The 15,397-nt window shown below is 31.5% G+C and carries 14 protein-coding genes and 2 pseudogenes; 10 read left to right on the plus strand and 6 right to left on the minus strand.

Annotated features, from left to right (window positions below):
• Nucleotides 1-175 precede the first annotated feature (175 nt).
• Nucleotides 176-775: a DUF6624 domain-containing protein gene (locus RMO70_RS10920; RefSeq protein ID WP_310556470.1), complete on the plus strand. Its 600-nt coding sequence runs from the start codon at nt 176-178 to the stop codon at nt 773-775.
• A 210-nt stretch (nt 776-985) separates the two neighbouring features.
• On the opposite strand, the pseudogene RMO70_RS10925 reads toward RMO70_RS10920, so the two are convergent.
• Together RMO70_RS10925 and RMO70_RS10930 are read right to left on the minus strand one after the other, a co-directional pair.
• Nucleotides 986-1,857 (minus strand): annotated as a pseudogene (locus RMO70_RS10925) (transposase); the annotation flags it as partial.
• A gap of 54 nt (nt 1,858-1,911) precedes the next feature.
• A pseudogene (locus tag RMO70_RS10930) lies at nt 1,912-2,211 on the minus strand (tyrosine-type recombinase/integrase); the annotation flags it as partial.
• Between the two features lie 683 nt (nt 2,212-2,894).
• Here RMO70_RS10930 and lgt point away from each other — a divergent pair.
• Complete coding sequence (gene lgt, locus RMO70_RS10935; RefSeq protein ID WP_310556471.1) at nt 2,895-3,722, plus strand: prolipoprotein diacylglyceryl transferase; 828 nt, start codon at nt 2,895-2,897, stop codon at nt 3,720-3,722.
• 335 nt (nt 3,723-4,057) lie between these two features.
• On the opposite strand, the gene coaD is transcribed toward lgt, so the two are convergent.
• The 3 genes from coaD to RMO70_RS10950 are packed head-to-tail and all read right to left on the minus strand — an operon-like array spanning nt 4,058 to nt 6,136.
• On the minus strand, nt 4,058-4,513 hold the full coding sequence (gene coaD / locus RMO70_RS10940; RefSeq protein WP_310556472.1) for a pantetheine-phosphate adenylyltransferase: 456 nt from the start codon (nt 4,511-4,513) through the stop codon (nt 4,058-4,060).
• On the minus strand, nt 4,514-5,131 hold the full coding sequence (locus RMO70_RS10945) for a zinc-ribbon domain-containing protein (protein ID WP_310556473.1): 618 nt from the start codon (nt 5,129-5,131) through the stop codon (nt 4,514-4,516). It abuts the gene before it with no gap.
• Between the two features lie 18 nt (nt 5,132-5,149).
• Entirely contained in the window at nt 5,150-6,136 is a 987-nt protein-coding gene (locus RMO70_RS10950; RefSeq protein ID WP_310556474.1) for a D-alanine--D-alanine ligase, read from the minus strand.
• A 90-nt stretch (nt 6,137-6,226) separates the two neighbouring features.
• Between RMO70_RS10950 and RMO70_RS10955 the strand changes: the two genes are divergently transcribed.
• From RMO70_RS10955 to RMO70_RS10970, 4 genes are read left to right on the plus strand one after another with little or no spacing between them, the layout of a single operon-like run.
• Complete coding sequence (locus RMO70_RS10955; protein ID WP_310556475.1) at nt 6,227-6,847, plus strand: PASTA domain-containing protein; 621 nt, start codon at nt 6,227-6,229, stop codon at nt 6,845-6,847.
• Nucleotides 6,847-7,893 (plus strand): RluA family pseudouridine synthase, encoded by a 1,047-nt coding sequence (locus RMO70_RS10960; RefSeq protein ID WP_310556476.1) that lies wholly within the window; start codon nt 6,847-6,849, stop codon nt 7,891-7,893. The genes RMO70_RS10955 and RMO70_RS10960 overlap by 1 nt, the downstream gene beginning before the upstream one ends.
• Nucleotides 7,894-7,907: 14 nt before the next feature.
• A complete protein-coding gene (locus RMO70_RS10965; RefSeq protein ID WP_310556477.1) occupies nt 7,908-8,996 on the plus strand; it encodes a DUF3667 domain-containing protein in 1,089 nt (362 codons plus the stop codon).
• A gap of 8 nt (nt 8,997-9,004) precedes the next feature.
• Nucleotides 9,005-10,057: a M28 family metallopeptidase gene (locus RMO70_RS10970; protein ID WP_310556478.1), complete on the plus strand. Its 1,053-nt coding sequence runs from the start codon at nt 9,005-9,007 to the stop codon at nt 10,055-10,057.
• Between the two features lie 80 nt (nt 10,058-10,137).
• Here the strand turns inward: RMO70_RS10970 and rho are convergent, their stop codons facing one another.
• On the minus strand, nt 10,138-11,907 hold the full coding sequence (gene rho, locus RMO70_RS10975; protein ID WP_310556479.1) for a transcription termination factor Rho: 1,770 nt from the start codon (nt 11,905-11,907) through the stop codon (nt 10,138-10,140).
• Between the two features lie 179 nt (nt 11,908-12,086).
• Here rho and RMO70_RS10980 point away from each other — a divergent pair, with 179 nt between their 5' ends.
• From RMO70_RS10980 to RMO70_RS10995, 4 genes are all read left to right on the plus strand, one after another.
• The gene (locus RMO70_RS10980; protein ID WP_310556480.1) at nt 12,087-12,497 is read left to right on the plus strand and encodes a DUF4293 family protein; all 411 of its coding nucleotides are present in this window, start codon (nt 12,087-12,089) and stop codon (nt 12,495-12,497) included.
• 169 nt (nt 12,498-12,666) lie between these two features.
• Nucleotides 12,667-13,329 carry a response regulator transcription factor gene (locus RMO70_RS10985; RefSeq protein WP_310556481.1) on the plus strand — a complete coding sequence of 221 codons (663 nt, stop codon included), beginning with the start codon at nt 12,667-12,669 and terminating at the stop codon, nt 13,327-13,329.
• A gap of 23 nt (nt 13,330-13,352) precedes the next feature.
• Nucleotides 13,353-13,640: a hypothetical protein gene (locus RMO70_RS10990; protein ID WP_310556482.1), complete on the plus strand. Its 288-nt coding sequence runs from the start codon at nt 13,353-13,355 to the stop codon at nt 13,638-13,640.
• Nucleotides 13,641-13,707: 67 nt separating this feature from the next.
• A complete protein-coding gene (locus RMO70_RS10995; protein ID WP_310556483.1) occupies nt 13,708-15,396 on the plus strand; it encodes a sensor histidine kinase in 1,689 nt (562 codons plus the stop codon).
• Nucleotide 15,397: the final 1 nt, after the last annotated feature.

Raw genomic sequence — 15,397 nt, forward strand, 5'->3', positions numbered from 1 at the left:
TTTTGCATCGTAGGAATGTTGATAAGTTTTTAAAACCCGAAGGGAATTTTTTAAAAAACTTATCAATGTTCCGGCAATTAAGTTTAAATTTGAATCAATTATTAACCTAAAAAAAGGTCAACGTATTTTAGGATATGACAACGAAACTTCACAAGAAAAATTAAATAAACAGAAAATGAATTTTAAAGCTATTGCTGACAAAATAATTGACTTGAAAAATAAAGATTTGGCGTTGAGAAAGAAACTTGTTAAAATTGGAAAGTTAAGCGAAAGTTACGATGAAGAAATGAAGAAATTGCATAATAAAAATGCAAAAGAACTAAATGATATAATAGATATAATCGGTTATCCAACATTTGACAAAGTTGGCAAAGAAGCGAACGAAGCGGCTTGGTTAATAGTACAACATTCTATTGAACAGCCAGAATTTATGAAAAAATGCGCAAAACTTTTAGAAATAGCAGTTACTGAAAATAAAGCGGAACCGAAAAATTTAGCATATTTAACTGATAGAATCGCAGTATTTCAAGATAAACCACAACTTTTTGGAACTCAATTTGATTGGGACGAAAATGGAACTTTAAGTCCTAATAAATTTGATAACTTATTCAACGTAAATGAAAGAAGAAAATTGATTGGGCTTAACTCATTAGAAGAACAAACCGAAATTATTCAAAAAAGAGTGAAGGAGGAAAATCAAACATCACCAATAGACTTTGAGAAACGTAAAATAAAAATGGATGAATGGAAAAAAAAAGTTGGGTGGAAAAAATAAAACTACCGCTAACAGCTAGGGTTTCGTTGCGTGCGCAGCACGAACAATGAAACCCCTGTTGAACGGAACCGATTACACGTACGTTAACACTATGGCGTTATCGTAAAGATTATGAAGAGGCAATTGAGCCTCTTTTTTTTGGGAAGCGTTTTGAACTTGTTTTTGAGTGTTTTTCTTCACTTTTGGGCATAAATGCCCATACCCAAAAAACTAGCTTTTGGGGGCGTTGGGGTTTTGGCTACTGCCAAGATACCAAGCTGGCGGACCCCGCTGGTCGAATACCGCTATGCGATGCAAATTGCCTGTTTTGCAACAAGGGCATTTGGGTAAAAAAGGTTTCTTCTCTACTTTTTCCAGCACTTTTACTTGGAGTTTTTTCTGCAAAAGCTTTAGCTTTTCACGCTTCCAAGTGCTACTCAAAAAACCATAATGCCGTATTTTGACAAATCGTTTGGGCAAAATATGCAACGAGAATCGCCTAATAAACTCCTGATGTGTAAGTGTGATCTCTTTTTGAATCCATTTTGAGTGTAATCTTTGTAAGTAAAAGTCACATTTTGAGCATCAATATTTTTGATTCTATGATTACTGATGGCAATTTTATGGGTATATCTGCCCAAATATTACACCACCGATTTTGCATTTCCAAAAGGACGTTTGGCAAACACAACCCACGGTTTTTGCCATAATTCTTGCCGAATTTGCTCGTAACCGATCGGATTTTTTGCCTTGAGTTTTTCACAATATTTAGCCCTAAAAACTTTCGAGAGCACTTTTACTGGAAACAAAAATTTTCCATCGGTTCTACTATTTTTCCATTGTCCAATTTTATCAACTCCACCCCCTGGAACAATACAATGCAAGTGTGGATGCAGGCTCAATTGCTGTCCCCAAGTGTGTAAAACGGTAATCATTCCCATTTGAATTTCTTTGGCTTTGCCAAAACGTTGAAGCGTTTCCCAAGTGGCTTCAAACAAGATGTCATAAACCATTTTTGGCTGATAGATTGCCAACGAATGGATGCTTTCTGGCAAGGTGAAAACCACGTGGAAGTAGGGAACTGGCATGAGTTCCGATACTCTTTTGGCTGTTTGTTTGACTGCCCAATGTACACCACGCTGGGAATACCGAGAATCGAAACCTGTGCTGAGCCAAGTCGAAGTACCACCTCCTGCTCCATTAGCAAAAGGCTGTCCATTAAACAAATAATCCTGAGGTTTTTCGGCTTGTTTGTATATTTTGACTCCTGGTATTAAATGAACTGATAAAGGAAAATAGCGGTCTTTTTTTCCTTTACCTTGGTAAACAAGCAGTTGTTTTCGGTCGAAATCCAAGTCCTGCAACCGTACGTTTATAGCTTCCATACAACGAAGTCCACAACCATAAAGCAACCCAATAAGAATGCGGTGTTTGAGCAATTTTGCGTTTTGAAGCATTGCCCAAACTTCTTCTTTGCTCAAAACAACAGGCAATTTCTTTTCGTGTTTTATCGACGCTAATCGAAGAAAAGCATACGGAAAACCTTCGGATTTTAGCAAAAAACGAAGCCCATAGACACAATGTTTAAAATAGGTTTGCGAGGGAGTTTTGGATTTTTTTGTTGATAAAACAAATAGTCCTTTACTTGTTCAGCATCTAATTCAGTCGGGATTTTACCAAAATACAACGAAATAGAAGCTACATGACGAGCGTAATTATTGAAAGTACTTTGGCTTCTTCCTAAAATGGAAACCGTACGCTCAAAACGTTGAAGTAATTCCTCAAATCCTGGAACTTCACGCTTGGCTTGGTTCAGGATTTTGTTCTCTCTTAACGCATCAGGATGCTTTTTTTTGTAGTCATAATACTTTTTTTTAGTTATCTTAGTAATGTACTACTTTTTCGGTTTAGAGCTACCGAAGGTTTAGTTCAACTGTCGGTTTGGCGCAATTACTTCGTCTGTTCGCTATTTCAGGCTCGGCTAGGGTTTTAGTATTGAATTTAAAGATTGTTATGTACTTGGAAGTTCGGTCATAAATCGATACATTTGGCTTTCAAAAATCCCAACTAACAGTAAGTCAAAGAACATTGTCGGCTTGTTTACCCAAAAATAGCAGAAAATAGAAATTAATAAAAAATTATGATTGCATTATACATAAATTGGAATTTTGATTCTGAAATAATTAATATTTTCGGGTTTCCATTAAAATATTACGGACTATTATTTGCTTGTGGTTTACTTTTATGTATGTACATTCTAAAAGGAATTTTTAAAAGAGAAAACTTAAAAGATAGTGCACACGAAGCATTGTTTATATACGGAATAGTTGGAATTTTTGTTGGAGCAAGACTTGGACATTGTCTATTTTATGACTTTGAGTATTATTCAAAAAATATATTAGAAATATTTTTACCAATCAAAGTAAATCAAATTGGAGAAATAAAATTTACTGGATATACTGGCCTAGCAAGCCACGGAGGAACAGTTGGATTAATTATTTCACTTTACTTGTATTCAAAAAAATATGAAATTAAATATCTTAAAATACTTGATTTAATTGCAATTGTTGCACCACTTGGAGCAACATTTATAAGACTTGCTAATTTAATGAACTCGGAAATGATTGGTAGTCCAACTACAATGCCTTGGGCATTTATTTTTAGACGTATTGACAATATACCAAGACATCCAGCTCAACTTTATGAAGCAATTTCGTATTTAATAATTTTTATTATAGTTTTCCTTATTTACAAAACTAAAAACATAAAGTTAGGAAATGGTTTTTTGTTTGGTTTAGCAATAACTTTAATTTTCACAATGAGAATTTTAATTGAGTTTGTTAAAATAAATCAAGTAGAATTTGAAGATGGAATGAAATTAAATATGGGACAAATATTAAGTATTCCATTTATAACAATCGGAATGTATTTTATGGGTAAAAATTTAATAAAAAACGAATCTAACTAAACTACTATGGACTGGAAGTTCATAGATTTGGTTTTGTAGGCTGAAAGTCTACCAGCTGTAATAGGTTTAACGCAAATTTCACGAATTAATTCGTGAAGATTAGTGACTAGAGCCTGAAAGTTCGACTGGCGAATCAAATTCGTGTTTAGCATTTTAAAACCTAAAAGGGAAATGCACTAAGGTGCATAGTTTTAACTATTTTTTATATCAATAAAAACCAAGCAGGCAAAATCGATTTACTTCCTCCGCTTGCTTTGTTCAAATGGATTTATACATTCGATATTAGAGTTGGTAATGTACTTTATAGTTTAGTTTATGTATTATGACTAAATGATTTATCTAATTATCACGGCATCAGGAACTAAAACTTTATAATCACCACCATTTCGAATTACATCACGTACAATACTCGAACTAATAAACGAGGTACTTGCTGCTGTGAGTAAAAAAATGGTTTCAATTTTTGATAATCGTCTATTTGTGTGTGCAATAGCCTTTTCGAATTCAAAATCTGCTGGATTACGAAGTCCTCGCAAGATAAAATCAGCTTTTAGCTTTTTACACAAATCTATGGTTAACCCTTCGTAAGTAATTACTGAAATTGAAGGCTGATTTTTAAATGTTTCTTCTATAAAACGTTTGCGCTCTTCGAGAGAAAACATATATTTTTTTTCAGCATTAACACCAATGGCAACAACAATTTCGTCAAACAAAGGAATACTCCGTTTGATAATATCATAATGCCCTAAAGTAATCGGGTCAAATGATCCTGGAAATATAGCTTTTCTCATCTATTTACGTTCAATTTTATAAAATATGGATAAATTTTTAGTTAAATCACGCAGCTCAACTTTTGAATATTTATCTGGATAGGTGTAGTTTTTGTCATCTAGAATTTTATCAATATCTGATTTAAGATCAATTTCCATATTGTTTCCCATTATGAAAATAGTGTCTTTGCTAATTTGGGTGATTTTCATTGTCGAAAAGTGTCCTTTCATTTCTGGTATCTCATAATAATAAACATCTCCTACTTTGGGATTCTTCGCAAATTCTGCTGAATCGTTATCTCCTTTTAATCCAAAACCTATTACAGCGACAGTAATTACAGCTCCTATAATTAAGCCACTAAATAATTTTAATGGAGTTTTTATAGGGTTTCTTTCTTGATCTTGTTGGAATTTATTTTTTACAGTTTGATCTAAATCTTTTATATCATAAGTTGCCTTACAATGATTACATTCCACAATATTAACCCGTCCAATAGGAAAAACAGGAATCCAATACAGGTAAAAATACTTTCCAAAAATGGTATAATTCATACTCGAATTTGTTGAACAATGAGGACAAGAAACATTTCTTAATACTCCATTTTTTAAATTTGATGAATTGGTTCCGTAAAAAATCATAGTTATGAGTTTATGTGATTATTTTTTCCAAATTAAATTTCTTTTTAATGCTAATTCAATTTCATTATCTAACATTTCACTAAAATTCATCTTCGCATAAGCTGCCTGCTGTGGAAAAATACTTTGTGGTGACAATCCGGGATTCGTGTTTATTTCTATAAAATGAGGAATTCCATTCATTATAATAAAATCGATTCTAGAGAATCCAGACATTCCAAGCGATTCGTATATTTTTTTAGCCATTTCAAAAACCAATTCTTCCTCAGAATCAGTAATTCTAGCAGGAGTAATTTCATTAGATTTTCCTAAATATTTAGCCTCATAATCAAAGAAATCATTTTGAGAGATTATTTCGGTTATGCCTAACACTTTCGTTTTTGCATTAAATTTAAAAACTCCAACTGAAATCTCGGTACCTTTCAACATTGATTCAATCAAAATATCTTTGTCTTCTGCAAAAGCGAAATCAAGTGCTTTTTCTAATTCTGATAAATTATTTACTTTAGAAACTCCCAAACTACTCCCCGATTGGTTTGGTTTTACAAAAAAAGGTAAACCTAATTCAGCGACAATAACATCTCCATCAATTACATCTCCTTTTGATGCATAAATCGAATTTGCTTTTGGGATATTAAATTTTGATAAAACCGATAATGTATCGCGTTTATTGAATGTCAAGGCCGACTGATAAAAACCACAACCCGTATATGGAATACCCATCAATTCCCAATACGCCTGCATATGACCATCCTCACCTGGTGTTCCGTGAATAGTGTTATAAACGGCATCGAATTTGATTGTTTTTTCTTCTTTGACAAAAGAAAAATCTGCCTTATTTATAGAAATTTTTTGTTCGTTAATAACTACATACCAACCATTTGAAAGAACATGCACTTCAAAAAAAGTGTATTTATTTTTGTCTAAATTATTCAAAATTAACTGACCGCTTCGTAACGAAATGACACTTTCATCAGAATAACCTCCCATAACAACTGCTACATTCATCAAAATTAAATTAAATTACTTAACAAAATTATCATTTTTTTCGGAACAAATCACTTTACTATTTTATTATCTTTGTCAAAATACATTTTTATGAGTTTTAAGAAATTTTTGTTCAGCTTTACTTTCATCAAGCAATTAGCCATTGCATTCCTTATTATTTGTAGTTCCTTATTCCTATTTATGTATTGGATAGGTTTTACTACCAATCACGGTGAAGAAATCACAGTCCCTAATTTAAGCAAGCTAACCCTTGAACAGGCGGAAGACAGACTTGACGAACTCGATTTGGACTACGAATTATTGGACACGGTAGATTATAATCCTGAATATCCTAAATATTCTATTGTTCAACAAGATCCTGTTTCTGGTGAAAAAGTGAAACAAAACCGTGTTATTTATTTAAAAATAAATTCGTCTGAATATTCTAAAGTACGTATTCCTGACTTAATTCAGAAAACCTATCGTCAAGCCGTTCCAACATTAAAGGCACTTGGACTTGAGGTTGGAGATACAACCTATGTTCCAAACCTTGCAAAAGATATGGTTCTAGAGATGAAAATGAATGGGAATCCAATAAAAGCTGGTTTGCAAGTTTTAAAAATGACTAAAGTAGACTTAGTTCTTGGTGACGGAAAAATAGGCTTTGACGAAGATGAGTTAGGTTCAGAAAACGATAGTATTAATAACGACACGTTAATTATAGGAGAATAATGAGTGATACAATTAACCTAGATAACGAACTTGACGAAGAGTTATTTGAACATTACAAATTTGTTGCAACTAAAGGGCAATCTATTCTAAGAATCGATAAATTTTTGATGCATTTGTTAGAAAACGCAACAAGAAATAAGATTCAACAAGCGGCCACTGCTGGTAATATTTTTGCAAACGATGTTCCAGTAAAATCAAATTATAAAGTAAAACCTCTTGATGTAATAACAATTATGCTTTCACATCCACCGTTTGAGAATCGTGTGGATCCAGAAGATATTCCACTTGATATTGTCTATGAAGATGATGCACTCTTATTAATTAATAAACCCGCAGGACTAGTGGTGCATCCAGGTCACGGAAATTATACAGGAACATTAGTGAATGCTTTGGCTTTTCATTTTCAAAATTTACCTTTAAACAGTAGCGAACGCCCTGGATTAGTTCATCGTATAGATAAAGACACAACAGGTTTACTTGTTATTGCCAAAACCGAACAAGCAATGACACATCTAGCCAAACAATTTGAAAACAAAACCTCCGAAAGAGAATATGTCGCCATTGTTTGGGGAAATGTAAAAGACGATTCAGGTACTATTGAAGGAAATTTAGCCAGACACTTAAAAGACAGAATGCAAATGGCTGTTTTTGCTGATCCAGAAATTGGGAAGCCTGCTGTAACACATTACAAAGTTTTAGAACGTTTTGGCTATATAACTGTGGTTTCTTGTATTTTAGAAACTGGTAGAACACACCAAATTCGTGCGCACATGAAACACATTGGACATCCCTTATTTAATGACGAACGATATGGAGGTCATTTGATTTTAAAGGGAACTACATTTACCAAATACAAGCAATTTATCGACAACTGTTTCAAAATATTACCGCGACAAGCACTGCATGCTAAAACGTTAGGTTTTGAACACCCTACAACAAAAGAAATGATGCGTTTCGATACCGAATTGCCTCAAGATATGAAAGAATGTATCGAAAAATGGCGTACCTATTCTAATACAAATACGTTATCCGAAGACGAGAATTAATTTTTTAAAGGATTATGAGCAAACACGAAAATTTAAGAAAAGATAAAACTTGTTTGAACTGTCGATATGTTGTTGAAAATAAATTTTGTCCCAATTGTGGTCAAAAAAACGAAGATACTCGAAAAACATTTCATCATTTGTTTGTTCATTTTTTTGAAGATTTAACGCATTATGAAAATGCGTTTTGGCGAACCATAAAAAATTTATTATTAAAACCAGCTTCATTAACTAAAGAATATCTCTCTGGAAAAAGATTGTCATACTTGGCTCCAGTGCGATTGTACATTTTTATAAGTTTTGTTACTTTCTTTTTGATAGCCGTATTTCCTAGTAAAGAAAACAAGTTAATCTCTGAATTAAAGAAATCACCTACTATTGATGCTTCTGAATTAAAAAAAGATTCTATAGCAGAACAAAAACAATTACAAGAATTATTAGAAAATGAATACATTCCAAGTAATATAAAGGATACAATTAGAAAGAATGCTAAAAAACAAAAAACGGTAAATGATGTTGGAAAAGTAGCCAAAGAGATTGTAAGTTTTGGGTATAAATTATCGATAAGAGAATTAGACTCTATTCAAAAGTATGGTGCAGAAAAAGATCGATTGAACGCACTTCAATATTGGGCAACAAAAAAAGGAATTATAATTAGTGAAAATAATACAAACGAAGAAATTATTGAAAAATCGGTTGCATCATTTCAATATAATTTCCCAAAAGTATTACTCATTTATATGCCCTTTTTTGCTTTTTTTCTATGGTTATTTCATAGTAAAAAACGGTGGTATTATTTTGACCATGGAATTTTTACATTGCATTATTTTTCTTTTTTGCTACTAATTTATCTCATTATTTTCATATTTACTAGAACTTTAAATTTAATAGTCAATAATTATATAACCGAAACTATCAATACTATTGTGAGAATTGCCTGCTATGGTTGGGCATTTTATTATTTTTTTCCAGCACATCATCGCTTTTATGGTGAAACAAGATGGATTTCATTTATAAAAAGCTATTTTTTATTTTTTATAAATATGTTTTTTATTTTAATTATCTTAAGTTTGTTTTTCCTATATACAATTATCAACATCCATTAAATATAATAATGAAAAAAATTTCACTAGTATTTGTAACAACTTTAATTATATTAAGCTGTTCTGGACAAAAATCAATAATTAATTCATCTGTTAATAATAGCATTGCTATTACTACGAAAGGTAGTTCTCAAAAATATATGGAAACTATTACTTCCGAGGAACTTAAGAAACATTTGTATATTGTTGCTTCAGATGAAATGCAAGGAAGAAACACTGGTGAAGAAGGACAAAAAAAAGCGGGTCGATACCTTATTGAACAATATCAAAACAGCGGCATTTCCTTTCCAAAAGGAGCAACCGATTTTTACCAACCTATTCCTGCCTCCTATTTTTCAAAAGCCTTTAGCCCAAAATTAGGCGATTCGGAAAATATTTGGGCATTCATAGAAGGTTCGGAAAAACCTGAGGAAATACTTGTAATTTCGGCACATTACGATCACGTAGGTATGAAAAATGGCGAAGTTTATAATGGTGCTGATGACGATGGATCAGGAACGGTTGCTTTGTTAGAAATTGCTCAAGCTTTTCAAGAGGCTAAAAAAGATGGAAATGGGCCAAAACGCTCTATTCTTTTTCTTCACGTAACTGGTGAAGAACATGGATTACACGGTTCTCGTTATTATACCGAAAATCCTCTTTTTCCACTTGCAAATACTATAACTGATATTAATATAGATATGATAGGTCGTCGTGATGATTTACATAATGCGACCAACCACTATGTCTATATTATAGGTTCTGATTACTTGTCGACTGATTTATTTAACACAGTTGAAGAAGCTAATAAGGAATCTGTAAATCTTGCATTAGACTACAAGTTTAATGATCGTAAAGATCCTAATCGTTTTTATTACCGTTCAGATCACTATAATTTTGCAAAAAATAATATTCCATCGGTATTTTTATTTAATGGTGTACATGCTGATTATCATCAAGCAAGCGATGAACCAAGCAAGATTGAGTATGATGCTTTACAGAAAAGAACACAGTTATCCTTTACTATAGCTTGGAAATTAGCCAACAAAAAAGACCGACCTGTTGTTGATAAATCTGGAAATTAACACTACAGGTTTTAATAAACTAAAAAAGCTCACAAAAATTATTTGTGAGCTTTTTTAGTTTTATAATTTTGTTTCAAAATCTAGTCATTCATCGAAATCAAAAACTCTTCATTGTTTCTAGTTTTCTTGAATCGATCGTTTATAAATTCCATTGCTTCAACTGGATTCATATCGGCAAGGTATTTACGCATAATCCACATGCGTTGTATTGTTTTTTCGTCAAGCAACAAATCATCACGACGTGTACTTGATGACGTTAAATCGATAGCTGGAAAAATACGTCTGTTGGCAATTTTACGATCCAATTGCAATTCCATATTTCCTGTTCCTTTAAATTCTTCAAAAATAACTTCGTCCATTTTTGATCCTGTTTCTGTAAGTGCCGTAGCAATAATACTTAACGAACCGCCATTTTCAACATTACGAGCAGCTCCGAAGAAACGTTTAGGTTTTTGTAAAGCATTAGCATCGACACCACCGCTTAATACTTTTCCTGAAGCGGGTTGAACGGTATTGTATGCTCTAGCCAAACGGGTAATTGAATCTAATAAAATAACAACATCGTGACCGCATTCGACCAATCGTTTTGCTTTTTCAAGGACAATATTTGCAATTTTCACATGCTCTTGTGGTTCTCTATCAAAAGTGGAAGCAACCACTTCGCCACGAACACTTCGTTGCATATCTGTAACTTCTTCTGGACGTTCATCAATTAATAAAACGAGTAAATAAACTTCAGGATGATTGGCAGCAATTGCATTTGCAATTTCTTTAAGCAACATTGTTTTACCCGTTTTAGGTTGCGCTACAATCATACCACGTTGCCCTTTGCCTATTGGTGAAAACAAATCTATAATACGCGTGGAAATAGAACTTCCCTTTTCAGCCAAACGAAATTTTTCTGTTGGAAAAATAGGAGTTAAATGTTCAAATGAAACTCTATCTCTAACTACTTGTGGATCGTGACCATTTATTTTTAAAACTCTGACTAGTGGGAAAAATTTCTCCCCTTCTTTTGGTGGACGAACTACTCCTTTTACAGTATCTCCTGTTTTTAATCCAAACAAGCGAACCTGTGAAGTAGAAAGATAAATATCGTCTGGAGAAGCTAAATAATTATAATCCGAAGATCTCAAGAAACCGTATCCGTCAGGCATCATTTCTAGAACACCTTCGCTTTCAATAATTCCCTCAAATTCATAATCTGGTTCTCGGAAATTAGTATTGCTTTTGTGTTTTGCGTTAGGATTTTGATTTTTTTGATTTGGATTCTGATTAGGATTTGCAGGCTTTACGGCTTGTATCTTTTCCGTGTTTTCAACTTGTATATTTTCAGCTTTTTCAACACTTTCTGATGATTCTTCGGTTGATTCTGAAGTTTCTATTTTATCAACTGGAGCAATTACAGGTTTACTGATTTTATTGTTTTTTCTGTGCGAATTGTCAACTTTAGTAACATTATTTTCATCTTTAGTGAAACGTATTACTTTTGGTTCCCGTTGTTTAATAGTTGGGTTAACTGTATTAGAAACAATGGTTTCCGTTACTAATTCGACCTTTGGTTCTTCAAAAGAAATTTCTTGTTGTGGAACTTTAACGGCTCGAATGGCTTTTGGAACAATTGTTTTCTTTACAGTCTCGATTATTCTAGCACGCTTTGGTTTTTGATCTTCAGTCTCAGGAGTTGAATCAACAGCAACTATTTTTTCAGGGTTCGCAGCTTGATAATCCAATATTTGGTATACTAGTTCTTCTTTTTTAAGCGTTTTGAATCTAGTAATTTTAGCAATTTTAGCAATTTCTTGTAGCTCAGTGAGCTTCATTTCTTTTAAAACAGAAATATCAAACATAAAGGATGTGTGAATTAATTAATTTTAGGATAATTTGGAATGTTTTGGATTTTTTTGAAACTTATTTTCCGAAGTATGAAGTTCTTACGGATTAACTCTGCAATAATACAAATTTTATTTGAGTAAACAATAGTTTTTTATAAAAAGAAAATATATTTTTGCTTTGTTATTTAGAGATTATGATTCAAAGAATTCAAAGTATTTATTTATTATTTGCTGTTATTGTAACAAGTGCATTGCCTTTTGTTTTTCATTTATGGAAATTAGAGAATGGAAGTTTGTTCTATTTTATGAGTAATATAATGTATACGGTTTTATTTGGATTGAGTTCTACGTTATCTTTACTTAGTATTTTAACTTTCAAAAAAAGACAACATCAATTTGTTATGAACAGATTGAACATCATATTGAACTTAATTTTACTAGGATTATTTGTGTATCGTACACTAAATTTATCAGGAGAAGCGAAAGTTTCTGAGAATGGTATTGGGATTTTTCTTCCTATTGTTGCTATCTTACTATTGGCTTTAGCTAATAGAGCCATCAAGAAAGACGAAGAACTCGTAAAATCTGTGGATCGATTGAGATAAACCTTTCATCTTAGTTTATTAGTGCGAGAAAAATCCGTTTCAAGAAATTGAGACGGATTTTTTGTTTTTTACAATTTTTCTAACTAAATTTAGTGATAAAAAAATCATTATTTAAAGCTATTTGGTATAAAAACTAGTTAATGTACATTTGATTTAATTAATTACTACTATGGAAAATATTATTAGAATACACCTTGCAGACGATCATCAAGTTCTTATTGACGGAATTTTAGCGGTTTTAAAAACAAACAGAAACTTTGAAGTTGTTGGTTTCTCTTTAAACGGAGAAAATCTTGTAGATAGAGTGGCTAAAAACAAAGCAGATATTCTAGTAATGGATATTAATATGCCTGAAAAAGATGGAATTCAAGTTTTAAGAGAGTTTAATGAAAAAGGATTTACATGTCGTGTCATTGTGCTGTCAAGTTATGATGATGTCAAGTTAATTAAAGAAGTTATCAAACTTGGAGCTAGTGGCTACCTAACCAAACAGTGTGCTGGCGAAAACATTGTGGATGCCATAACAACAGTAGCTAATGGAAATCAGTATTTTTCTGAAACTATTAAAGATAAAATATTTAATATACTTACAGGTAATTCTCAAAATCAAACCCCCGATTCTTCAGAAATTATAGCCAGTATTACGAGTCGTGAACTAGAAATTCTGGGTTTGATTAGTAAAGAAAAAAGTGGAAAAGACATTAGTGAACAACTACATATCAGTACTAATACTGTCGAAACTCACAGAAAAAACTTAATGAAAAAAATTAACGTAAAAAGCTCTATTGGGCTAGTTATGTTTGCAACTAAACACAATTTAATTGAAATATAAATAACCTAAAAAACTAAAAAATTATGATGACTTACAACATGCTAGGATTAATTTGCTCAAACCAGATTAATGATGACGAAATGCAAATTGACTTTGAAATTCCTGATAATTGCGTTTATGCATTAACTACTGTAAATAGTGAATATATAATTGCTGTTAACTTGAAACAAAATCAAAATATTCCTTCTAAAAATTTTGTTCCAGTTACTGAAACGGTAAATATTTTGAATAACAATTTCAAAACCACTTTTGAGCAATATGAAAAATCAGGTGTTGTTGTTAGGAAACCAGTTTTAGCAATTGGTTTTTAATACATATAAATCCGTAATAGTTATACTTTTTTTGGCTATTACTCATTTCTGTTTTGGTTTTCAAAATTTGAAAACCAAAACAGATTCTGTTACCTATTATCTAGATGTAAAAAAACCAATCAAAGCTATTAATTATCTTAAAATCAAAACAGATAATTTATTGAAAAACAAACAATATGATGCCTATTGCGAGAACGTAATTACAAAATCTGAATTGTATTTCAAATTCAATGATGCAGAGAATGCCATTAAGATATTGTTTAAAGCACTAACTATTGCTGATAAAAATAATTTACTTAAATATCAAATCTTATTAAATCATAAAATTGGAGTATTATACTCTAGTCTTTTACTACACGACAAAGCATATATCTATTTTAAAAAGGCTGAAAAAATAGCATTAGCTTACAAAAATGAAGTACTACTATCTAGGGTTTACACAGCCTTATTTATAATTAATCAAACAAAAGAAACGGATAGTGTAAAATTCTATTTAGACAAAGCAATTTACTATTCTAGAAATAGCAAAGACTTTGAACAAAAGCAAAAAATTTGCACCTCTTATTCTGGTTATTATCTTGGTAATAATGAACTCAAATTATCAAAAAAATATTGTGATAGCTCGTTATATTATGCTTTAAAGTCAAAGAATATAAATCTAATTGGGAATTCAAAAAATGCATTAGCATACTATCATTTAGTAGCCGAAAAAGATTATGCAAAAGCAGAAAAAATATTACTTGAAGCACTCGAAATAGGGCCTGAAAAATACGAACAAAGGTATCTAAGTAATATTTATCAAAACATTTCATATGCATATGAGAAACAAAACAATTTCAAAAAAGCATTAGAATACAATAATAAATATTATGAAATTTTTGATCAATTGATGACCAGTAAAATGGGTAAAGTAAATCAAGAAGTTGAAATAAAATATGCCATAAATAAAGTCGAAAATGAATACAAAAACAAGGAGAAAATAATAAGTGGAAAGCAAGAACGCAATCAAAAATTATTATTAATCTTTGTCTCATTATTTATACTGGCTGGCTTAATATTTTATTTTTATTATCAAAACCTATTACTTAAACAAAGAAACAAAGTAAAAGAAATAGATAATAAATTACAATACAAAATAATTAGCGCCACTCTTGATGGACAAGACCAAGAGCGAACTAAAATTTCTGAGGTGTTACATGATAATGTTAGTGCTATATTATCATCAGTAGGATTGCATTTGTCTGCTTTTGAAAGCACACTTAATTTAGACCAAATTAATGAACTAAAAAAAACGAAAGCATTACTTAAAGAAGCCCACGATAAAGTACGTGATTTATCTCACGAACTGGTTCCGCAACTACTAGTCAAACTAGGATTGCAATACGCATTAAAAGACATTTGTGAAAAAAATACAAACTCCATAATTACATTTGATTTTAACTCAACACTAAAAAAAGATAGACGTTATGATAGTGATTTTGAAACTAAAGTATATTATATAATTTCTGAACTATTAAATAACACTATAAAACACAGTAAGGCTTCCAAATCGAAGATAAAACTAGAAGAAACAAACAACCAATTAACCATTACCATATTTGACAATGGCAAAGGTTTTGATATAAATAGCATTAGTGTTAGCAATGGTTTTGGACTAACACAAATAAAAGCAAGAATAAAAAATTTAAATGGTATTTTTACAATTAACTCAAAAATAAATCAGGGAACTTTGGTTGTCATTAAATTAAGTGTTTAAA

The organism is Flavobacterium sp. (assembly GCF_031422135.1).
Taxonomy (GTDB): domain Bacteria; phylum Bacteroidota; class Bacteroidia; order Flavobacteriales; family Flavobacteriaceae; genus Flavobacterium.